General features: G+C 70.4%; 19 protein-coding genes. 8 read left to right on the forward strand and 11 right to left on the reverse strand.

The window, feature by feature from the left end; all coding sequences use genetic code 11:
* Window positions 1-43: 43 nt before the first annotated feature.
* On the forward strand, window positions 44-394 hold the full coding sequence (locus tag HHL10_RS27055) for a PsiF family protein (protein ID WP_169163531.1): 351 nt from the start codon (window positions 44-46) through the stop codon (window positions 392-394).
* Between the two features lie 168 nt (window positions 395-562).
* On the opposite strand, the gene HHL10_RS27060 is transcribed toward HHL10_RS27055, so the two are convergent.
* Complete coding sequence (locus tag HHL10_RS27060; RefSeq protein ID WP_169163532.1) at window positions 563-1,477, reverse strand: LysR family transcriptional regulator; 915 nt, start codon at window positions 1,475-1,477, stop codon at window positions 563-565.
* Between the two features lie 181 nt (window positions 1,478-1,658).
* Between HHL10_RS27060 and HHL10_RS27065 the strand changes: the two genes are divergently transcribed.
* Window positions 1,659-2,342 carry a haloacid dehalogenase type II gene (locus HHL10_RS27065; RefSeq protein WP_169163533.1) on the forward strand — a complete coding sequence of 228 codons (684 nt, stop codon included), beginning with the start codon at window positions 1,659-1,661 and terminating at the stop codon, window positions 2,340-2,342.
* 24 nt (window positions 2,343-2,366) lie between these two features.
* Window positions 2,367-4,562 carry a malate synthase G gene (locus tag HHL10_RS27070; protein ID WP_169163534.1) on the forward strand — a complete coding sequence of 732 codons (2,196 nt, stop codon included), beginning with the start codon at window positions 2,367-2,369 and terminating at the stop codon, window positions 4,560-4,562.
* Window positions 4,563-4,671: 109 nt separating this feature from the next.
* Here HHL10_RS27070 and HHL10_RS27075 read toward each other — a convergent pair whose 3' ends face one another.
* Both HHL10_RS27075 and HHL10_RS27080 read right to left on the reverse strand, forming a co-directional pair.
* Window positions 4,672-5,271, reverse strand: a complete 600-nt coding sequence (locus tag HHL10_RS27075; RefSeq protein WP_169163535.1) for a DUF2062 domain-containing protein — start codon at window positions 5,269-5,271, stop codon at window positions 4,672-4,674.
* Window positions 5,272-5,360: 89 nt separating this feature from the next.
* Complete coding sequence (locus tag HHL10_RS27080; protein ID WP_169163536.1) at window positions 5,361-5,729, reverse strand: TraR/DksA family transcriptional regulator; 369 nt, start codon at window positions 5,727-5,729, stop codon at window positions 5,361-5,363.
* 103 nt (window positions 5,730-5,832) lie between these two features.
* On the opposite strand from HHL10_RS27080, the gene HHL10_RS27085 reads away from it, so the two are divergent.
* Both HHL10_RS27085 and HHL10_RS27090 read left to right on the forward strand, forming a co-directional pair.
* Complete coding sequence (locus HHL10_RS27085) at window positions 5,833-7,065, forward strand: NAD(P)/FAD-dependent oxidoreductase (protein WP_169163537.1); 1,233 nt, start codon at window positions 5,833-5,835, stop codon at window positions 7,063-7,065.
* A gap of 75 nt (window positions 7,066-7,140) precedes the next feature.
* On the forward strand, window positions 7,141-7,893 hold the full coding sequence (locus HHL10_RS27090) for a class II glutamine amidotransferase (RefSeq protein WP_169163538.1): 753 nt from the start codon (window positions 7,141-7,143) through the stop codon (window positions 7,891-7,893).
* 30 nt (window positions 7,894-7,923) lie between these two features.
* Here HHL10_RS27090 and HHL10_RS27095 read toward each other — a convergent pair whose 3' ends face one another.
* The 3 genes from HHL10_RS27095 to HHL10_RS27105 all read right to left on the reverse strand — a co-directional run bounded on the left by HHL10_RS27095 (window position 7,924) and on the right by HHL10_RS27105 (window position 11,473).
* Entirely contained in the window at window positions 7,924-8,745 is an 822-nt protein-coding gene (locus HHL10_RS27095) for an HDOD domain-containing protein (protein ID WP_169163539.1), read from the reverse strand.
* Between the two features lie 67 nt (window positions 8,746-8,812).
* Window positions 8,813-9,574 carry a sulfite exporter TauE/SafE family protein gene (locus tag HHL10_RS27100; protein ID WP_169163540.1) on the reverse strand — a complete coding sequence of 254 codons (762 nt, stop codon included), beginning with the start codon at window positions 9,572-9,574 and terminating at the stop codon, window positions 8,813-8,815.
* 90 nt (window positions 9,575-9,664) lie between these two features.
* Window positions 9,665-11,473: a GMC family oxidoreductase gene (locus HHL10_RS27105; protein ID WP_169163541.1), complete on the reverse strand. Its 1,809-nt coding sequence runs from the start codon at window positions 11,471-11,473 to the stop codon at window positions 9,665-9,667.
* Between the two features lie 489 nt (window positions 11,474-11,962).
* On the opposite strand from HHL10_RS27105, the gene rbp reads away from it, so the two are divergent.
* The gene (gene rbp / locus HHL10_RS27110; protein ID WP_169163542.1) at window positions 11,963-12,469 is read left to right on the forward strand and encodes an RNA-binding regulator; all 507 of its coding nucleotides are present in this window, start codon (window positions 11,963-11,965) and stop codon (window positions 12,467-12,469) included.
* A gap of 305 nt (window positions 12,470-12,774) precedes the next feature.
* On the opposite strand, the gene HHL10_RS27115 is transcribed toward rbp, so the two are convergent.
* The 4 genes from HHL10_RS27115 to HHL10_RS27130 are packed head-to-tail and all read right to left on the reverse strand — an operon-like array spanning window position 12,775 to window position 15,825.
* Window positions 12,775-13,545: an SDR family oxidoreductase gene (locus HHL10_RS27115; protein ID WP_169163543.1), complete on the reverse strand. Its 771-nt coding sequence runs from the start codon at window positions 13,543-13,545 to the stop codon at window positions 12,775-12,777.
* Complete coding sequence (gene lptC, locus HHL10_RS27120) at window positions 13,542-14,207, reverse strand: LPS export ABC transporter periplasmic protein LptC (protein WP_310734685.1); 666 nt, start codon at window positions 14,205-14,207, stop codon at window positions 13,542-13,544. The genes HHL10_RS27115 and lptC overlap by 4 nt, the downstream gene beginning before the upstream one ends.
* Window positions 14,208-14,221: 14 nt before the next feature.
* Window positions 14,222-14,794, reverse strand: coding sequence for a KdsC family phosphatase (locus tag HHL10_RS27125; protein WP_169163544.1), 573 nt, complete (start codon window positions 14,792-14,794; stop codon window positions 14,222-14,224).
* On the reverse strand, window positions 14,794-15,825 hold the full coding sequence (locus HHL10_RS27130; protein ID WP_169163545.1) for a KpsF/GutQ family sugar-phosphate isomerase: 1,032 nt from the start codon (window positions 15,823-15,825) through the stop codon (window positions 14,794-14,796). Before HHL10_RS27130 ends, HHL10_RS27125 begins: the two co-directional genes overlap by 1 nt.
* A 38-nt stretch (window positions 15,826-15,863) precedes the next feature.
* Between HHL10_RS27130 and HHL10_RS27135 the strand changes: the two genes are divergently transcribed.
* Window positions 15,864-17,864, forward strand: a complete 2,001-nt coding sequence (locus HHL10_RS27135) for a monovalent cation:proton antiporter family protein (protein WP_169163546.1) — start codon at window positions 15,864-15,866, stop codon at window positions 17,862-17,864.
* Between the two features lie 46 nt (window positions 17,865-17,910).
* Entirely contained in the window at window positions 17,911-18,552 is a 642-nt protein-coding gene (locus tag HHL10_RS27140; RefSeq protein WP_169163547.1) for an NUDIX hydrolase, read from the forward strand.
* Between the two features lie 524 nt (window positions 18,553-19,076).
* On the opposite strand, the gene mnmE is transcribed toward HHL10_RS27140, so the two are convergent.
* The gene (gene mnmE / locus HHL10_RS27145) at window positions 19,077-20,483 is read right to left on the reverse strand and encodes a tRNA uridine-5-carboxymethylaminomethyl(34) synthesis GTPase MnmE (protein ID WP_169163548.1); all 1,407 of its coding nucleotides are present in this window, start codon (window positions 20,481-20,483) and stop codon (window positions 19,077-19,079) included.
* Between the last annotated feature and the right edge of the window lie 39 nt (window positions 20,484-20,522).

The raw sequence follows: 20,522 nt of genomic DNA on the forward strand, positions 1-20,522 counted from the left end.
ATGCGTGGCGGCAATCCGCCGCGCATCCAGGAAGGAGGACTCCATGACCAAAGCCGCTCTTGCCGCGCTGTTGTGTGCCTGTGCCTTCGCCACCCAGGCGGCCGAACCGGCCGCGGACCCATCCACCGACAAGGCTCCCGCCAAGACCGCCAAAGCGCCCACGGCGCAGCAGAGCAAGATGAAGGCGTGCAATGCCCAGGCCGAGGGCAAGAAGGGCGACGAGCGCAAGACCTTCATGAAGGAATGCCTCTCGGCCAAGGGCGCCGACGGTGCCGACACCCCCGCCGCCACGGCACAGCAGAGCCGGATGAAGCAGTGCAACACCCAGGCCGAAGGCAAGAAGGGCGACGAGCGCAAGGCCTTCATGAAGGAATGCCTGAGCAAGAAGGCCTGAGCGCGGCGCTCGCGCCCCGCACCAGAGCCCGGCACCGCCGGGCTTTTTTTGCGTGCCACCCGCACCGCAGCAGGCGAATTGTCCCCTGCTGGTTTACTTTCCGCTCACTCCATGGCGTCTGGCTGAGGTCACTGTCGCCTGGGAGGCGCCAATGTTTCCCGTGGCCGCTCAGCCGGCGGCCGACTGCCAGTACTGCGGGTCGCCCCAGCTGTGCTTGAGGAAGTCGATCCACAGCCGCACCCGCAGCGGCAGGTGCCGGCGCTGCGGGAACACGGCGTAGATGCCGTTGGGCGGGGCGGCGAACTCGTCGAGCACGCTCACCAGCGTGCCGCGCGCCAGCTCCGCCTCCACCTCCCAGGTGCTGCGCCAGGCCAGCCCCAGACCGGCCAGGCACCACTGGTGCAGCACCTGGCCGTCGCTGCAGTCGAGCCGGCCGCTGGGGCGCAGGTGCTGGATCTGGCCGTCCACCTGGAAGGCCCAGCCGCGCGTCTGGCTGGCCTCGGAGCTCAGCGTCAGGCACTCGTGGCGCTGCAGCTCCGACGGGTGCTTGGGGGCGCCCGCGCGCCGCAGGTACGCGGGCGCGCCCACGCAGCGGCGGCGGTTGTCGGCCAGCCGCACGCTCACCAGGCTGGAATCGGGCAGGTCGCCCACGCGCACGGCGCAATCGAAACCCTCGTTGACGATGTCCACCACCCGGTCGCTGAGGTTGAGCGAAAGGCTCACTTCCGGGTGCTGGGCCAGGAAGCGCGGCACCAGCGGCGCGACATGGCGCCGGCCGAACCCCGCCGGCGCGGTGATGCGCAGGTGCCCGCTGGCCTTGACCCCGCCGGCGCTGACGCTGGCCTCGGCGTTGGCCAGGTCGGCCAGCAGCCGCTGCGCGTCCTCCAGGAAGGCGCTGCCCTCGTGCGTGAGCGTGATGCGCCGCGTGGTGCGCAGCAGCAGCTTCACGCCCAGCCGCTCCTCCAGCGCGTCGATGCGCCGCCCGATCACGGCCGGCGCCACCCCTTCGGCCTGCGCCGCGGCGGTGAGGCTGCCCTTGGTGGCGACGGCGACGAAGGATTCGATCTGCTTGAGGCGGTCCATGGTGCCAAGCGTAGTGCAGGTTTTAGAGGTAATGAACGCTTCAAAGGCTTCAATCCCTGCTGGAAACGTCATTTATCACGACCACCCGGACCGAATGGTGGCCACATCTTTGCATAGAAGTCACTAATCTTTATCAAATCAGGATCTTAATGTGTGCAAAGTGATGGAATAAATTCAAGGAATGGATTCGCCCCTCACGCCGCGCGCGGTGCTCTTCGATGCCTACGGCACGCTGTTCGACGTCTACAGCGTGTCGCTGCTGGCCGAGCAGTTCTACCCGGGCCGCGGCGAGGCGCTGGCGCAGCTGTGGCGCGACAAGCAGATCGAGTACACGCGGCTGCTGACCATGAGCGGGCGCTACCAGCCTTTCTGGGACCTCACCCGCGCCGGGCTGCGCTTCGCGGCGCAGCGCCTGGGGTTGAAGCTGCCGGCCGCCGACGAGGAGCGGCTGATGAACCAGTACCGGCACCTGAGCGCCTTCCCGGAGAACCTGGAAGTGCTGCAAACGCTGCGCGCGCGCGGCATCCGTGCCGGCATCCTGAGCAACGGCGACCCGGAGATGCTGGGCGTGGCGCTGCGCAGCGCGGGCTTTGCCGGCCTGATCGACCCGCTGCTGTCGGTGCACGCGGTGCGCCGCTTCAAGACCGACCCCGCGGCCTACGCGCTGGGCCCGCAGGCCCTGCAGTTGCCCGCACGCCAGATCCTCTTCGTTTCCAGCAACGGCTGGGACGCCATCGGCGCCACCTGGTACGGCTACACCACGCTGTGGGTGAACCGCACCGGCGGGCCGCTGGACCCGCTGGACACCGAGCCCACCCGCCGCGGCAGCAGCCTGCGCGACGTGCTGGCCTTCTTTCCCGAGTGACTTTTCTTTGACTGCGAGCCCAACATGACTGCACGCACCACCGTTCACCGCCTCCAGGTCGCCACCGAGCTGTACCGCTTCGTCGAGGACCAGGTCCTGCCCGGCACCGGCATCGACAGTGCGCGCTTCTGGGCCGGCTTCGACGCCATCGTGGCCGACTTGGCCCCGCGCAACGCCGCGCTGCTGGCCGAGCGCGACCGACTGCAGACCGAGCTTGACAACTGGCACCGCAGCCACCCCGGCCCCATCACCGACATGGCCGCCTACCGCGGCTTCCTGGAGTCCATCGGCTACCTGCTGCCGCAGCCCCAGGGCGTGAAGGCCACCACCTCCAACGTGGACGCCGAGCTGGCGCTGCAGGCCGGCCCGCAGCTGGTGGTGCCCATCCTCAACGCCCGCTACGCCCTCAACGCCGCCAATGCGCGCTGGGGCTCGCTGTACGACGCGCTGTACGGCACCGATGCGCTGCCCGAGACCGACGGCGCCGAAAAGGGCAAGGGCTACAACCCGGTGCGCGGCCAGCGCGTGATCGAGTTCGCGCGCAACTTCCTGGACCAGGCGGCCCCGCTGGCGCAGGGCTCGCACCGCGACGCCACCGCCTACCGCGTCGAGGGCGGCCAGCTGGCCGTCACGCTCAAGGACGGCACCCGCACCGCGCTGGCCGACCCGGCGCAGCTGGTGGGCTGGCAGGGCGAGGCCGGTGAACCCTCCTCCGTGCTGCTGGTGCACAACGGCCTGCACGTGGACATCCGCATCGACCGCGGCACCACCATCGGCGCCTCCGACGCCGCCGGCGTGAGCGACGTGGTGGTGGAAGCCGCGCTGTCCACCATCCTGGACCTGGAAGACTCCGTCGCCGCGGTGGACGCCGCCGACAAGACCCTGGCCTACGCCAACTGGCTGGGCATCCTCAAGGGCACGCTGACCGAGGAAGTCGCCAAAGGCGGCAAGACTTTTACTCGCGGCCTGAATCCGGACCGCATCTACAACGGCCCGAATGGCGAGGTGCGGCTGCACGGGCGCTCGCTGATGTTCCTGCGCAACGTCGGCCACCTGATGACCAACCCGGCCATCCTGTGGGGCGACGAGGGCCGCGAGATCCCCGAAGGGATCATGGACGCCGTCATCACCACCGCCATCGCGCTGCACGACCTGCAGGGCCACGGCGCCAACGGCATCCGCAACTCGCGCACGGGCTCGGTCTACATCGTCAAGCCCAAGATGCACGGCCCGGCGGAAGTGGCCTTCGCCGATGAGCTGTTCGGCCGCGTCGAGGAACTGCTGGGCCTGCCCAAGCACACGGTGAAGCTGGGCATCATGGACGAGGAGCGCCGCACCAGCGTCAACCTGCAGGCCTGCATCGCCGCGGCGGCGGCGCGCGTGGCCTTCATCAACACCGGCTTCCTGGACCGCACCGGCGACGAGATGCACAGCGCCATGCAGGCCGGCCCCGTGCTGCGCAAGGGCGACATGAAGAGCAGCGCCTGGATTCAGGCCTACGAGCGCAACAACGTGCTGGTGGGCTTGGCCTGCGGGCTGCGCGGCCGGGCCCAGATCGGCAAGGGCATGTGGGCCATGCCCGACCTGATGGCGGCAATGCTGGAACAGAAGATCGCGCACCCGAAGTCCGGCGCCAACACCGCCTGGGTGCCCTCGCCCACCGCCGCCACGCTGCACGCGCTGCACTACCACCAGGTCAGCGTGGCCCAGGTGCAGCAGGAGCTGGAGAAGATCGACGCCGCCGCCGAGCGCGACACGCTGCTCACGGGCCTGCTGACGGTGCCGGTGGTGGCCGAGGCCAAGTGGAGCGCCGCCGAAGTCCAGCAGGAGCTGGACAACAACTGCCAGGGCATCCTGGGCTACGTGGTGCGCTGGGTGGACCAGGGCGTGGGCTGCTCCAAGGTGCTCGACATCCACAACGTCGGCCTGATGGAAGACCGCGCCACGCTGCGCATCTCCAGCCAGCACATCGCCAACTGGCTGCTCCACGGCGTGACCAACCGCGAGCAGGTCATGGAGACGCTGCAGCGCATGGCGCGCGTGGTGGACCAGCAGAACGCGGGCGACCCGTTCTACAAGCCGATGGCGGCCAACTTCGAAGGCAGCGCCGCCTTCCAGGCCGCGTGCGACCTGGTGTTCAAGGGCCTGGAGCAGCCCAGCGGCTACACCGAGCCGCTGCTGCACGCCTGGCGCCTGAAGGTCAAGGCCGCCGCGGCCTGAGTGCGGAATGCCGCGCGCTGCCCCAGGGGCGGCGCGGCGGCGGCACCAGCCCCCATGAGAAGAGGCCGCTGACGCGGCCTTTTTTTTTCATGTCCGGAGCTTGCGGGGCTTACTGCGGTGGCGGCGGCCCGGCGACGCGGCGCCAGCATTGGGCCAGCCACCACAGGGCGCTCACCAGCGCGTAGGCGGCCAGCCCGGTGAGCGTGGCCATCAGCGCCAGGCCCAGCAGCAGCGGCTTGCCCACGCCCTGCAAGCGCTGCCACAGCGTGCTCCACCACGACAGCCCGGTGTCGGCCTTGGCCGGGCGCGCCGTGGCGGGCGGAGCCGCCAGCACGGCCGGTGCCGCGGCCTCCTGCTCGCCCAGCACTGTCGCGCCCAGGCGCCAGGCGGCGTAGTACAGCGGCGCCACCGTCACCGGGTTGGTGACGAAGGTGCTGACCACGGCCGTGGGCAGGTGGGCGCGCAGCAGCACCGCGGCGGCGGCTGACAGCGGCATCTGCGCGACGGGAATGAGCAGCCCGAAGAAGATGCCGATGGCCAGGCCCAGGGCGATGGCATGGCGGTTCACGCTCCACAGCCCCGGGTGCTGGATGGAGGGGCCCAGCCAGCGCAGCCAGCGCTGTCGCTGCAGCGCTTCCGGCGTGGGCCTGAAGCAGCGGCCGAGCTGCGCGACGGTTTTGAAGGCGAGGCGATGGACGAACGGGCGCATGCCCCGGAGCATGGCACCAGGCGCCTGGGCCGGCTTCGCCCCTTCGCGCCCCGCGACGGGGGGAAATGCCCTCTTGCGCCGCGCTTTTTCTACAGGCTCATGTGATGAGCCTGCCGGCCCGGGCGCCGCTCGCCGGCGCTTGCGCAGGCTACGCAGCGCAGCACCCAGGGCTGGGCCCGCAGCCGGTCGAAGGCGATGCTGCCGCCGCAATCGGCGCACAGGCCGTAGTCCTCGCCGTGGATGCGGCGCAGCGCCAGGCTCACGTCGCCGAGCTCGCGCAGCTCCAGGTCCGACAGCGCCATGTCCACCTCGCGGCCGCTGTCGCGGGCTTCCAGCAGTTCCTGCGCGTGCGCCACGCGCGAGTCGCCATGGTGCAGCGCGAGCTGGCGCTGCAACTGGTGCAGGCGCTGCGTGAGCAGGGCTTCGAGCAGGGCGCGCTGTCCGGCGGTGAGAGGCATGGCTGGTCTCCTTGTGATGGTTGTGGCGGGCATCGTGGCGTCGTGCCGGGGCGGCGTCGTTGACTCGGGTCAATCGGGGCGGCTGCCTAGAATCCCGCCCACCATGGAAAACCTTCCTCAAGCCTGTGAAGTGCTGGTAGTGGGTGCCGGACCGGCCGGCAGTGCCTGTGCGCAGATGCTGGCGCGCGCCGGCCTGGACGTGCTGCTGGTGGACGAGCAGGAATTCCCGCGCGAGAAGGTGTGCGGCGACGGCCTCATCCCCGACGCGCTGGCGGCGCTGCGCCGCCTGGGCGTGTTCGAGGAGGTGATGGCGCAGGCGCGGCGCGTCACGCATGTGGCCTGCGTCGGCCCGCGCGGCGGCCGCGTGGACGTGCCCGGCACGCTGGCGGTGCTGCCGCGGCGCGAGCTGGACATGATCCTGTGCACGGCGGCGCGCCGCGCCGGGGCGCGCTGGCTGGCGCCGGCACGCTTCGAGGCGCCGCTGCTCGACGGCGAGCGCGTGGTGGGCGCGCGGCTGCAAGTGGGCGGACAGCCGCTGGAGGTGTCGGCGCGCTGGGTGGTGCTGGCCACCGGGGCCCGGCCGCAGGCGCTCATGGCCGCCGGGCTGTGCGAGCGCCACACCCCCAGCGGCGTGGCGCTGCGCGCCCATGTGCGCCACGAGGCGCTGGCGCAGCGGCTGCACGCGCTGGAGGTGGTGTGGCATCCCAGGCTGCGCGGGGGCTACGGCTGGATCTTTCCGGGGCCGGATGGCGTGTTCAACATCGGTACCGGCCTGCTGGGCAGCCACCGCGCCGACGCGCAAGGGCGCGGCCGGATGCAGCCGGTGAACCTGCGCCGGCTGTTCGAGGCCTTCTGCGAGGTTTACGCCCCGGCGCGGGAGCTCATGGCCTCGGGGCAGGTGGTGTCCGAGATCAAGGGCGCGCCGCTGCGCTGCTCGCTCACCGGCGCGCGCTGGTCACGGCCCGGGATGCTGGTGTGCGGCGAGGCCGCGGGCAGCACCTACGCCTTCACCGGCGAAGGCATCGGCAAGGCCATGGAAACCGGGATGCTGGCGGCGCAGGCGCTGCAGGCGGAGCGTCCCGAGTCGCTCGCCGAGGCGCAGCTGCGCGGCCGCTACGAGGAGACGCTGCGTGCGCTGCAGCCGCGCTTCGCGATGTACGAGCAGGGCAACCGCATCAACGACCATCCCTGGGTGGCCGACCTGGTGATCTGGCGCGCGCGCCGCAGCCCGTCCCTGCTGCATCGCATCAGCGGCGTGCTGGAGGAGCGCACCAACCCGGGCAACCTGCTGAGCGTGCGCGGGCTGATGAAGCTGCTGGTGCCGGGCTATTACTGACCGGGAACAAGACCGCGGCGGCCGGCGGGCCTCCGCCGCGGCGCGACGCCGGCGGCCTCCTGCAAAATCGGTTGCATGTGTCAGCTTCTGGGCATGAATGCCAACACGCCAACCGACGTGATGTTCAGCTTCACCGGGCTTGCCACCCGGGCGCAGGAACACAAGGACGGGTTCGGCATCGCCTTTTTCGAAGACCGCGGCGTGCGGCTGTTCGTGGACCACTACAGCGCGCGCCAGTCGCCGGTGGCCGAGCTGCTGCAGCGCTGTCCGATCCGCAGCCAGAACGTCATCGCCCACATCCGCAAGGCCACGCAGGGCCACACCGCGCTGGAGAACACGCATCCCTTCATGCGCGAGCTCTGGGGCCGCTACTGGGTGTTCGCCCACAACGGCGATCTCAAGGGCTTCGAGCCGCGGCTGCATGGCGCCTTCCGGCCGGTGGGCGACACCGACAGCGAGCGCGCCTTCTGCTGGCTGATGCAGGAGCTGGCCAAGGCGCATGCCAGCGTGCCGGCGCTGCCCGAGCTCACGCGCACCCTGGGCGAGCTGATGCCGCAGCTGCACGCCAGGGGCACCTTCAACTGCCTGCTCTCCAACGGGCAGGCGCTGTGGGCGCATGGCTCGACGCGGCTGTACTGGCTGCAGCGCCGCCATCCGTTCCGCGCCACGCGGCTGCGCGACGAGGACCTGACGGTGGACTTCGCTCAGCTGACGACGCCGCAGGACCGCGTTGCCGTGATTGCCACCGAGCCGCTGACCGCGGACGAGGAGTGGACGGCCTTCGAGCCCGGCGAGCTGCGCATGTTCATCGACGGCGCGCCGGCCTGAGCGCGAGCGCGGCGCCGCAACGCGCGGGGCTCAGCCGCCCTGCGTGGCGCTGTCGAGCTGCTGCTGCACGCGCTGCGCCGTCTCCAGCAAGCGCGCCGGGTCCAACCCGGCTTCCGGAGCGACGCGCTGCACCGTCTCGTTCAGGGTGTCGGGCGCGTGCATCTGGCCGTAGGCCACCGCCGACAGCGCCAGCACCGTCGGGCGTTGCGGGCCCTGGGGCAGCGGCGCGCCATGCTGCACCGCCACATGCTGGCGCACGCAGGCCACGGCCGCTCCCGCCAGGCCCCAGCTTTCGCACAGGGCCGCGCCCAGCGCGTCGTGGCTGACGCCAAAGCGCGCGCGCTCCAGCTTGCTCAGCGCGACGTCGTCGTCACCGGCGTCGTGCAGCATGGTGCGGTAGTTGTTGCAGTCATGCCGGAACAGCACCGCCTTGCCGCATTCCTCGAACAAGCCGGCCGAATGCGCGGCCCAGGCGTCGGTGCTGCCCAGGCGCTGCGCCATGCGGCCCATGAGCAGTCCGCGCCGCACCGCGCGCCGCCACACCGGCTCCAGTTCGTGGGCCTGCGGAAAGACGGCGCGCAGTCCGATTTCAAAGGTGATGGCCGCGACTTCGCGCAGCCCCAGGTACGTCAGGGCCTGGTGCACCGTCTGCACCCGGCCGCGCAGGCCGTAGAGCGAGGAATTGACGGCGCGAAGCACCGCCGCGGCCAGCGCCATGTCGGTTTCGATGAGCGCGGACACGGCGGAAAGCGCAACCTCCTCGCGGGCCAGCAGCGGCGACAGCTGGGCCAGGGCGTGGGGTTGGGTGGGAATACTGACGTCGAGACGGCGCAGTTGGGGATCGACGGGCATGGCACGGCTCTGCAGTGCGAGGCGGTCAATGGTAAGGGGCACGCGACACGCGCAGCGTCCCAGGGACTCAAAGCCTCAATGCATCCAGGCCGGTTTTCACGATCAGCGTGCCCACCACCAGGATAAACACGGCCCGCACGAAGCCGGCCCCGTGTCGCAGCGCCAGCCGCGTACCGATCAGGCTGCCGGCGACGTTGGCCACGGCCAGCACCGGCGCGATGTGCCACCACACATGGCCCTTGGGCACGAACAGCGCCAGCGCCGCGACGTTGGTGGCCAGGTTCAGCAGCTTGGCGCTGGCCGAGGCGTGCAGGAAGTCGTAGCCCAGCACGCGCACGAACAGGAACACGAAGAAGCTGCCCGTGCCCGGACCGAAAAAGCCGTCGTAGAAGCCCACCACCGTGCCCACCACCGCCGCGGCCAGTGCCTCATGGCGCCCGACGAAACGAGGACGGTGCGCACGGCCGAGATCCTTGCGCGCCAGCGTGTAGGCGAACACCGCCACCAGCACCAGCGGCAGCGCGCGCTTGAGGCCGGCCGGGTCCACCTGCGTGACGGCCCAGGCGCCGGCGAAGGCCGCCACGAGCGCCGCCACCACCGCTGGCCACAAGGCACGCCAGTTGAGCTGCACGCGGCGTGCGTATTGCGAGCAGGCCCAGGCGGTGCCCCACACCGAGGCGCTCTTGTTGGTGCCCAGCAGCGTCGCGGGCACGGCCTGGGGATAGACGGCAAACAACGAGGGCGTGAGCACCAGACCGCCGCCGCCCACGATGGCATCAATGAAACCCGCCAGGGCCGAAGCCATGGCGACCAGCAGCAGATCGGTCATCGGAGGAACTACAGGGACGAAAAAAAGGCGCCGGGCTGTGCCGGCGCCTTTGAATTGTGACAGCGGGCCGCTATCGGGGCGGCGCTTCGCTCACTTGATCGAATTGTTCTGAACAGTCTCCTCGGCCTCCGTCCAGACGACACCTGCCGAGGAGGCGGCATCGCTGCGAGTCCGCGCAATGTAAGCAGTTGCAGGGGGCACCGCATCGGTATTAACCCGGTTCGCTGTATCGGCCGGTGTGCCTTGCAACATCCAGTGGGCCGCGCGCTCGGCAACCATGAGCGTGGGCGAGTTGGTATTGCCGCTGGTGATGGTGGGCATCACGCTGGCGTCGGCCACGCGCAGGCCGCGCACGCCACGCAGGCGCAACCGGGCGTCGACCACCGCCAGCGCATCGTCGCTGCGCCCCATGCGGCAGGTGCCCACGGGATGGAAGATGGTGGTGCCGATGTCACCGGCCAGGCGGGCCAGCTCCTCGTCGCTCTGGAACTGCACGCCGGGACGGAATTCCTGCGGGTGGTACGGAGCGAGCGCCGGCATCGAGATGATGCGGCGTGTCAGTCGCAGCGATTCGGCCGCCACGCGGCGGTCTTGTTCCGTACCGAGGTAATTGGCGCGGATAGATGGCGCCTGCGCGGGATCGGGCGAAACGATCTGCACTCGGCCGCGCGAGGTGGGATTGAGGTTGCAGACGCTGGCGGTGAAGGCGTCGAAGGGATGCAGGGGCTCGCCGAAGGCGTCCAGCGACAGCGGCTGCACGTGGTACTGCAGGTCGGACCAGGCGCGGGCCGGGTCCGAACGCGTGAAGGCCCCGAGTTGCGAGGGCGCCATGCTCATGGGGCCGCTGCGCCTGAGCAGGTATTCCAGCCCGATACGGGCCTTGCCCGTGAACGAGCTCGCCAGCGTGTTGAGCGTGCGCACGCCCTGGACCTTGAACACGGCGCGGATCTGCAGATGGTCTTGCAGGTTCTCACCCACGCCAGGGAGATCATGCTGCAGCGCGATGCCCAGGCGCTGCAGCAGCGGCGCCGGCCCGATGCCCGAGCGCTGCAGCAATGCCGGCGTGCCCACGGCGCCGCTGCACAGGACCACCTCGCGCGCGGCATGCACCTGTACGGGTGCACCGTTCCCCAATCGCAGCTCGATGCCGGCGGCACGCGGCAGGTCGTCGCCGTCGCGCTGCAGCAGCACGCGCGTGACCGTGGCACCGGTCTGCACCGTCAGGTTCGGGCGCCGGCGTGCCGGACGCAGGAAGGCTTTCGCAGCATTCCAGCGCACGCCGCTGCGCTGGTTGACCTCAAAGTAGCCCACGCCCTCGTTGTTGCCGCGGTTGAAATCCGCGCTGGCGGGGATGCCGGCCTGCTGTGCCGCCTGTGCGAAGGCGTCCAGCACTTCCCAGCGCAGGCGCTGGCGCTCGACCCGCCACTCGCCGCCGGGGCGTGCGCCACTGGGATCGAAGCCCGGGGCGGCGTGCATGTCGTCGGCGCCGCGCCAGTGGTCCTCGTGGCGCAGGAAGAAGGGCAGGCAGTGCTCCCAGTCCCAGTCCGGATCGCCGCAGAGATCGGCCCATTGCGCATAGTCGCGTGCTTGGCCGCGCATGTAGATCATGCCGTTGATGCTGGAGCAGCCGCCCAGCACCTTGCCACGTGGATAGCGCAGGCGCCGGCCGTTGAGTCCCGGGTCGGCGTCGGTGTGGTAGAGCCAGTCGGTGCGCGGGTTGCCGATGCAATAGAGGTAGCCCACGGGAATGTGGATCCACAAGTAGTCATCGCGCCCGCCGGCTTCCACCAGCAGCACGCGGTGCCGGGGATCGGCACTGAGCCGGTTGGCCAGCAGGCAGCCGGCCGTACCGGCACCCACCACGATGTAGTCGTAGATGGAAAGGGTTTCGGTGTGCATGACTTGATCGTGTCGTGGCGGCTGCCGTGGTTCCGGACTTCGGTAGGCGGAGTGAGGCGCCAGCATTGCAGCCCGAAGACAAGGCGCAAGGCGTAGGCTGCTGGAGCGCATCACCGGGGCGTCGTCCCAGTGCTGGACCGGCCGTATGGGATGGGGCCGGGCGGCATTGGCAATGTGGCGCAATGGTCCTCAGCAGGCTGCCAAGGCTGTGCCACTTCAAGGCTTCTTTAGCTACCGACCTATGGGGGCCAAGGGGCTTTTGCGTCCTGCAAGCTGACGGCAAACCCTGTGGTCCGCAGCTTCCCTTGGGTTTTGTACGGGTTTTTCCTCAACCCGCAATACAACATTTAACTTCCCTGCCGCGTGTGGCGCGGAAAGATTCCTTGATAATGGATCGCCTGTGTTTGGATGCGGCGCCTTCGGTTGAGTGGTTCACGATGGGTTGAAGCTCCACATGGTATTGAGTGAGTGATTGAAAGGGGCTTCCCCATGGGAAATAAGTTGTATGTGGGCAATCTGGCCTACAGCGTCCGTGATGATTCTCTGCACGAGGCGTTCTCTCAGTTCGGATCCGTTACCTCCGCGAAGGTCATGATGGATCGCGAAACCGGCCGCTCGAAGGGCTTCGGCTTTGTCGAGATGGGCTCGGATGCCGAGGCCCAAGCCGCCATCAACGGCATGAATGGTCAAGCCCTGGAAGGCCGGGCCATCGTGGTCAATGAGGCCCGTCCGCGCGAAGAGCGCCCGGGTGGTGGCTACGGCGGCGGCGGCGGTGGCCGCGGCGGCTACGGCGGCGGTGGCGGCGGCTACGGTGGTGGTGGCGGTGGCTACGGCGGCGGTGGTGGTTACGGCGGCGGCGGCGGTGGCCGCGGCGGCTACGGTGGTAGCGGCGGCGGTGGCCGCAGCCCCTACGGTGGCGGCGGCGGCGGCGGTGGTCGTGGTGGCTACGGCGGCGGTGGCCGCGGCGGCTACGGCGGCGGCAGCAGCGGCTACTGACCTCCACGGTTGAATTTCCGGCCTCACGGGGCCGGTGTCCTCAAGGGCGCGGGTGGCAACACCAGCGCCCTTTTGCTTTATGCAGAAGCCTTTGCGCTGCAGCCGCTGCAATGGCGCTCTTGCAGTAGCTGTACCGCAGCCTTGCCGGCCTGCAAGGGACTTCATGCGGTGCTTGGCCCATGTAAAGGACGAAGCAGGTGGACCGCTTGCCGCTCTACCTCTTCTAAGGCTTCAACGCTTTTTTCAAGCCGCGGCGTTCAAGCGCCAGCGCTCTATACACCCGCCCGGGGCTGGCAGCCGCAGGCTTAGCCGCCTCGGCGCGGCTTGCGTGGGCGGCCGGCGAAGACGCGGTCGAACAGCGCGTTCGGCAGTATCCGCAGCAGCTTGGCCACCACCGCCATCGGCCAGGGAATCACGCGATAGCTGACGCCCGCGTCAATGGCGCGCCAGGCGCTGCGGGCGAAGGCCTCGGGCGACATCAGGAACGGCATCGGATACGGATTGCCCCGCGTCAACGGCGTGTCCACATAGCCGGGGCTGAGTGTGAGCACCCGCACGCCATAGGGCCGGCACTCGCCGCGCAGGCTCTCGCAGTAGGACAGCACCGCGGCCTTGCTGGCGCAGTAGGCGCCGTGGCCCGGCAGCCCGCGGATGGCCGCGACGCTGCCGATGCCCACCAGCGTGCCGGCACGGCGTTCGCGCATGGCCGCCAGGAACGGATGGAAGGTGGCAGCCATGCCCAGCACGTTGATCTCCAGCGTCTCCTTGAGCACCTGCAGGTCCTCAAGCTCCGCGCTGTCCATGCCGACGCTGATGCCGGCGTTGGCAATCACCACGTCCGGCACCCCATGCGCGGCGATGCAGGCCCGGCCCATGGCCGCCATGGCTTGCGGGTCGCGCACGTCGGCGCCGTAGATCGCCACGCGCTCCGCCGCCGGCTGTGCTTGCGCCCAGGCTTGCAGCAGTTCCGTGCGCCGCGCCACCAGCACCACGCGCCAGCCCGCCTGGAGCGCATGCGCCGCCAGTGCCTGCCCGATGCCGCTGGACGCTCCGGTGATGAGGGCAAGACGGCTCAACGGCGCCGGCCCGGCGGGTCCAGCCTGGCCTTGACCGGGCCCTTGAGCTGCGCAACGCGGCTGCGGTGGTCGTAATCCAGCCCCGCGGCGCGCATGTCGTTGCCAGCCTGCAGCATCTGCACCGGCTGGTCGGTCTGCACGCGCTCGGTGTCCAGGAAGACCTGCAGGAACTCGCTGCGGAACTCGACCGGGGGCTGCCCGTCGCGCGTCTCGCGCACCACCTGCGCGCCTCCAAGCAGCTGCACATGCGTGCCCTTGCCGTCACTGAGCGCGCGCTGTGCGCGGGCGCGGATGACGCTCCCGTCCTCGCCCAACGAGCGCACGCGCACTTCGTCGATCTCGAAGGTGTCCGTGTCCGGGTAGTGGCGCATCTGTGTGCCCTCGATCTGCACCCGCAGCGCCCCCGTGGGCGTGAAGCGCTGCAGGGTGAAGCCCTGCATGGTGTAGTCGGGCTCGTGGCGCAGCGGCCGCTCGCTGCCCGGCGCGGACACGATGGGCGTGTTCTTCACCAGCCACCAGGTGGCCAGCGCCAGCAGCGCCATCAGCAGCAGTGGCAGGTAGGCCAGCACCCACTCGCGCAGCCGCAGCCCCCAGGGCATCTGCACCGGCGCGCGCGGTGGTGGCGGGGGCGGCAGCAGGGGATCGTCGTCGAGTGCCAGCACGTCGGCAGGACCTTTCAGCGTGCGTCCAGCGTGGTGAGGTGGCCGTCGAGCAGCGCCGCGTAGCGGCCGCTGGCCACCAGCAGCAGATCGCAGAACTCGCGCGCCGCGCCCTGGCCGCCCCGTGCACCGGTGACGTGATGCGCCCGCGCGCGCGCCTCGGCATGGGCATTGGCCGGCGCGCAGGCAAAGCCCGCACGCGCCAGCAGCGGCAGGTCCGGCCAGTCGTCGCCGATCACCGCCAGCTCCGCCCAGCCGATGCCCAACTCGTCGAGCACCTGCTGCGCCGCGGCGAGCTTGTCCTTCACGCCGTAGTACGCCCGCTGCAGGCCCAGGTCGGCCACGCGGCGGCGCACCGCCGCGGAGTCGCGCCCGGTGATGACCACCGGCTCGATGCCGCCCTGCGCCAGCAGCTTGAGCCCCTGGCCGTCGAGCACGCTGAAGCTCTTGAAGATCTCGCCGGCGTCGCCGATGTAGAGGCTGCCGTCGGTAAGCACGCCGTCGACGTCGAAGATGGCCGCGCGCATGCCCAGTCCCGGCCCCTGGGCCCGCAACAGCAGCTCGGGCGCGAACGTGAGTGCCGGCTGCATCAGATGACCTTGGCCCGCATCAGGTCGTTGCTGTTGAGCGCACCCACCAGCCGCTCGTTGGCGTCCACCACCAGCACGCTGGTGACGCGGTGCTGTTCCATCAGGTCGGCGGCCTCCACGGCCAGGTCGTCCTCATGCACGCGTTTCGGGTTCGGATGCATCACGTCGGCCGCGGTGAGCGAGCGCAGCTCGGCGCCGCGCTCGATGAGACGGCGCAGGTCGCCGTCGGTGAAGATGCCCAGGATGCCGCCGGACTCGTCGGTGATGGCGGTGAAGCCCAGTCCCTTGCCCGTCATCTCGCGCAGCAGGGTGTTGAAGTCGGCTTGCGGCCCCACGCACGGCACCGCGGCGCCCGCGCGCATCAGGTCGCTCACCAGCACCAGCAGCTTGCGCCCCAGGGCGCCGCCGGGATGCGAGCGCGCGAAGTCCTCGGCCTTGAAGCCACGCGCGTCCAGCAACGCCACGGCCAGCGCGTCGCCGTAGGCCATCTGCGCAGTGGTGCTGGCCGTGGGCGCCAGGTTCAGCGGGCAGGCCTCGACCTCGACGCTGCTGTCCAGCACCACGTCGGCATGGCGCGCCAGTGTCGAGCCGCTGCGGCCGGTCAGCGCCACCAGCGGCACCAGCAGCCGCTTGAGCACCGGCAGGATCACGTTGAACTCGTCGCTCTCGCCGGAGTTGGAGATGGCCAGCACCACGTCGCCGACCGTGACCATGCCCAGGTCGCCATGGCTGGCCTCGGCCGGGTGCACGAACATCGCCGGCGTGCCGGTAGAGGCCAGCGTGGCGGCGATCTTGCGGCCCACATGGCCGCTCTTGCCCATGCCCATCACCACCACGCGGCCGCGGCAGTCGAGCATGAGCCGCACGGCGCGGGCAAAGGCCTCGTCGCGCTGCACGCGCTCCTTGAGCGTCAGCAGCGCGCGCGCCTCGATGTCGAAGGTCTGCGCCGCCAATGCCAGCGCGCGTTGAGTGTCCAGGGCTTTCACTTGAGGGGGTCCGATAGAGTGCGGGATTCTAGGTGGCAGGTTCATGTGCTTGCGACCGCACTGCTGTCCCCCGTGTCCGTTCCATGGCCTCCACGCTCGAACTCGTCCTGCTGTATCTGATCGCCGCCGTCCTGGGCGTGGTGGTGTGCCGTTCCGTCAAGCTGCCGCCGATGCTGGGCTACCTGGCGGTGGGCGTGCTCATCGGCCCCAACGCGCTGGACCTGGCCAAGGACAGTGCCGGCGTGAAGTACCTGGCCGAATTCGGCGTGGTGTTCCTGATGTTCGCCATCGGGCTGGAGTTCAACCTGCCCAAGCTGCGCAGCATGCGCACCCTGGTGTTCGGGCTGGGGCTGTCGCAGGTGGCGCTGACCATGGTCGGCGCGCTGCTGGGCAACGTCCTCCTCACCGTCCTCTTCTCCTTCACGCTGCAGCCCTGGGAGCTGTCGTGGCAGGGGGCGGTGGCCCTGGGCGGGGCGATCGCCATGTCCAGCACCGCCATCGTGGTCAAGCTCATGGCCGAGCGGCTGGAGCTGGAGAGCGAGCATGGCCGCCGCGTGCTGGGCATCCTGCTGTTCCAGGACTTGGCGGTGGTGCCGCTGCTGGTGCTGATCCCGGCGCTGGGCTCCAGCGGCGGCGACATGCTGCAGTCGCTGGGCCTGGCGCTGCTCAAGGCCGTGGCGCTGCTGGCGCTGCTGCTGTCGGGCGGGCAGAAGCTCATGCGCTGGTGGCTGACGCTGGTGGCGCGGCGCAAGAGCGAGGAGCTGTTCGTGCTGAACCTGCTGCTCGTGACGCTGGGCCTGGCCTGGCTGACCGAGCACGCCGGGCTGTCCATGGCGCTGGGCGCCTTCGTCGCCGGCATGCTCATCGCCGAGACCGAATACAAGCACCAGGTGGAAACCGACATCCGGCCCTTCCACGACGTGCTGCTGGGGCTGTTCTTCATCACCATCGGCATGAAGCTCGACGGCCGCCCGATGCTCACGCAGTGGCCGCTGGTGCTGATCCTGAGCACGCTGCCGCTGCTGGCCAAGTTCGTGCTGGTGGCCGGGCTGGCGCGGCTGTTCCGCGCGCCGCCGGGGGTGGCGCTGCGCACAGGCCTGTACCTGGCGCAGGCCGGCGAGTTCGGCTTCGTGCTGCTGACGCTGAGCACGCAGCACGGGCTCATCGACCCGAAGTGGACCAGCCCGGTGCTGGCCAGCATGGTGCTGTCGATGCTGGCCACGCCCTTCGTGATCATGTATGCCGACCGCATCGTGATGCGGCTGTCGGCCACGGACTGGATGCTGCAGTCGGTGCAGCTCACCACCATCGCCAAGAAGGCGATCCGCAACGAGGCGCACGTGATCATTTGCGGCTACGGCCGCAGCGGGCAGGGCCTGGCGCGGCTGCTGGAGGCCGAGAAGATCCCGTACATGGCGCTGGACCTCGACCCCGACCGCGTGCGCCAGGCCGCCGCCGCCGGCCAGAGCGTGGTGTTCGGCGACGCGGCGCGGCTGCGCAGCCTCATGGCCGCGGGCCTGGCGCGCGCCAGCGCCGTGGTCGTGACCTACCACGACACCGCGTCGGCGCTGAAGGTGCTGCACCTGGTGCACGAGCACGCGTCGCACGTGCCGGTGCTGGTGCGCACCATCGACGACAGCGACCTGGAGACGCTGCGCGCGGCCGGCGCCACCGAGGTGGTGCCCGAGGCGCTGGAGGGCTCGCTGATGCTGGCCAGCCATGCGCTGGCACTGGTGGGCGTGCCGGTGCGCCGCGTGCTGCGCCTGGCGCGCGAGGCGCGCGAGGCGCGCTACGGGCTGCTGCGCGGCTTTTTCCACGGCGCCGACGACGACCAGACGCTGGAGGAGCGCCAGCAGGCGCGGCTGAGCACGGTGAGCCTGCCCGCCGCGGCGGGCAGCCTCAACCGCCGCCTGGGCGACCTGGCGCTGCACGCGCTGGGCGTGCGCCCGCTGTCAGTGCGCCGCGCCGCCGGCCAGGTGCTGCCCGCCAGCGACGAGATCGTGCTGCACCCCGGCGACACGCTGGTGCTCTCGGGCGTGCCCGAGGCGCTGGCGCTGGCGGAGGACCGGCTGCTGCGGGGCTGAAGCCTGGCTCCAGGAACCGGACGCCGATTTGCTGCACCCCCTTGCCATGACCCGCGCCCTCACCTTCCATCCCCGGCCTGACGAGCACGGCCAGCCCGTGCCGCTGCGCCGGCCCAGCACGCCCACGCCGCTGTCGCACTGGCTGGACCCGATAGCCGTTGCCACCGTGATCCCGGATGGGCCGCTGCCGCCGCGGCTCAACGGCGTGGCGCTCGCGCCGGCCGCCCTGCTGCCGCTGGACGTCGGCGGCTGGGAGGCGCTGGCCGGTGCCGGGCCGGCCTTTGAGGAACCGCCCTACCCGGCCATGACGACGTTGAAAGCCGCGGCCGGCGTGGCCATCGAGGAGGAGGACGGCCGCGTCTGGCTGGTGTCGCCCAGCAACGCCTTCGGCGGCTACGCCAGCACGCTGCCCAAGGGCCGGGCCGATCCGGGCCTGTCGCTGCGCGCCACCGCGCTCAAGGAGGCCTGGGAAGAGGCCGGGCTGCTGGTGCGGCTCACCGGCTTCCTGCTCGACAGCGCGCGCACCAACACGCTCACGCGCTACTACCGCGCGCGCCGCGTCGGCGGCCACCCCGGCGCGATGTGCTGGGAGACGCAGGCCGTGCACCTGGTGCCGCGTGCGCGACTGGTTGACTTCCTGACCCATCCCAACGACGTGCCGCTGCTGCGCGCCCTGGCCGAGGCCTGAAGACCGTGGCCCGGTTCGGGCACCGCATTGAACAAGGTTGTGGACAGCAACCTGAACAACTTCGAGTTGTGCACAGCCCGACCCGGTCGCCGGCGAGTTGTTGTCTGCTCAACGCCGGGCTTCCGGCTGCGGCACCCACAGCCTTGTGCGCGGGTCAAGCGGTTGATAACTCAGGGGATAAGCCGGTTGTCCACAGCGCGGGCGGCCCTCCACCACGACCACTACCTTGAAATCTTCTTCATAAGACAGAAGAAAACCGCCCGCACGAACCAGGCTGGGCGTTAGTTACCCGCACACCCAGCACCGCCGCGGATAGCGCCAAGCTCAGGGGGTAGGCCTAGATTGTTTCCTGAGCGTTGACAGCAAGCTCACTCAGTGGACCCAAGTGAGAAGTCTGTTGATTGCCTGTTGACAGTGTGGCGACTGTCCACAGCCCTGCCCGCCTCGGGCTGCCGCTCAGGGACGGCGGCTGCGAGGGCCAAGGCGAAGGGGAGCAAAAGAAACCGCGGCGCGATGCCGCAGCCTCATTTGCCGATGCAGAACCGGCTGAAGATCTCCCCGAGCAGGTCGTCGGCCGAGAAGGCGCCGGTGATCTCGCCCAGCGCGTTGTGGGCCAGGCGCAGCTCCTCGGCGAAGAGGTCCAGCGGCGGCTCGGGGGTGTCGATGTGCGCCGCGGCCAGCTCCAGGTGCTCGCGCGTGCGGCGCAGCGCCTGCACATGGCGCGTGCGGGCGATGAACACGCCCTCCGGGCTGGCGTGCCAGCCCGCGCGCTCCAGCAGCGCGGCGCGCAGCGCATCGAGCCCCTGCCCGCTGCGCGCACACAGCGCCAGGCTGCCGTCGGGTGCCCGGCCCAGGTCGGCCTTGTTGTAGACGTGCAGCACGCGCCCGCCGCCGGCGCGCGCATCGGGCAGGCCCAGGCGCTGCGCGATCTGGTCTTCCGCCGCGTCGTAGTCGGGCTGGCCCAGGCGCGAGAGGTCGTGCAGGAAGATGACGGCGTCGGCCTCCTGGATCGCCTGCCAGCTGCGCTCGATGCCGATGCGCTCGACCTCGTCGGCATGCTCCTCGCGCAGCCCGGCGGTGTCGATGACGTGCAGCGGCACGCCCTGGATCTGGATCGTTTCGCGCACGCGGTCGCGCGTGGTGCCGGCAATGGGCGTGACGATGGCCAGCTCCGCCCCGGCCAGCGCATTGAGCAGCGAGCTCTTGCCCACGTTGGGCTGTCCGGCGAGCACCACCTTGATGCCCTCGCGCAGCAGCGCGCCCTGGCGCGCGCGGTCCAGCACCGCGTCCAGCGTCTCGGTGATGCGCCGCAGCTGCCCGCGCGCGTCGGCCTGCTGCAGGAAGTCGATCTCCTCCTCGGGGAAGTCCAGCGTCGCCTCCACCAGCATGCGCAGCTTCACCACGCGCTCGCGCAGCGTCTCGATCTCGGCGGAGAAGGCGCCGCTCAGGGAGCGCCCGGCCGAGCGCGCCGCCGCCTCGGTGCTGGCGTCGATCAGGTCGGCCACGGCCTCGGCCTGCGCCAGGTCGAGCTTGCCGTTGAGGAAAGCGCGCTCGGTGAACTCGCCCGGCTCGGCCAGGCGCAGCCGCGGCAGCAGGGCGCGGCCGTCCTTGCCCGTCAGCGCCGCGGCCTGCAGGCAGCGCGCCAGCAGCAGCTGCAGCAGCACCGGGCCGCCATGGGCCTGCAGCTCCAGCACGTCCTCGCCGGTGTAGGAATGCGGCGCCGGGAAGAACAGCGCCAGGCCCTGGTCGATGGGCTGGCCGTCCTCGGCCAGGAAGGGGCCGTAGGCGGCGCGCCGGGGCTGCAGCGCGCGGCCGCACAGCGTTTCGGCCAGCGGCGCGAGGCCGCGGCCGGAGACGCGCACGATGCCCACCGCCCCGCGTCCGGGCGCGGTGGCGATGGCGACGATGGGGTCCTGGTGTCGGGCAAGCATGGCGGCAATTGTGAGGGGCCAAAGAAAACGCCCCGCACG

The organism is Azohydromonas caseinilytica, from assembly GCF_012927045.1.
Classification (GTDB): domain Bacteria; phylum Pseudomonadota; class Gammaproteobacteria; order Burkholderiales; family Burkholderiaceae_C; genus Azohydromonas; species Azohydromonas caseinilytica.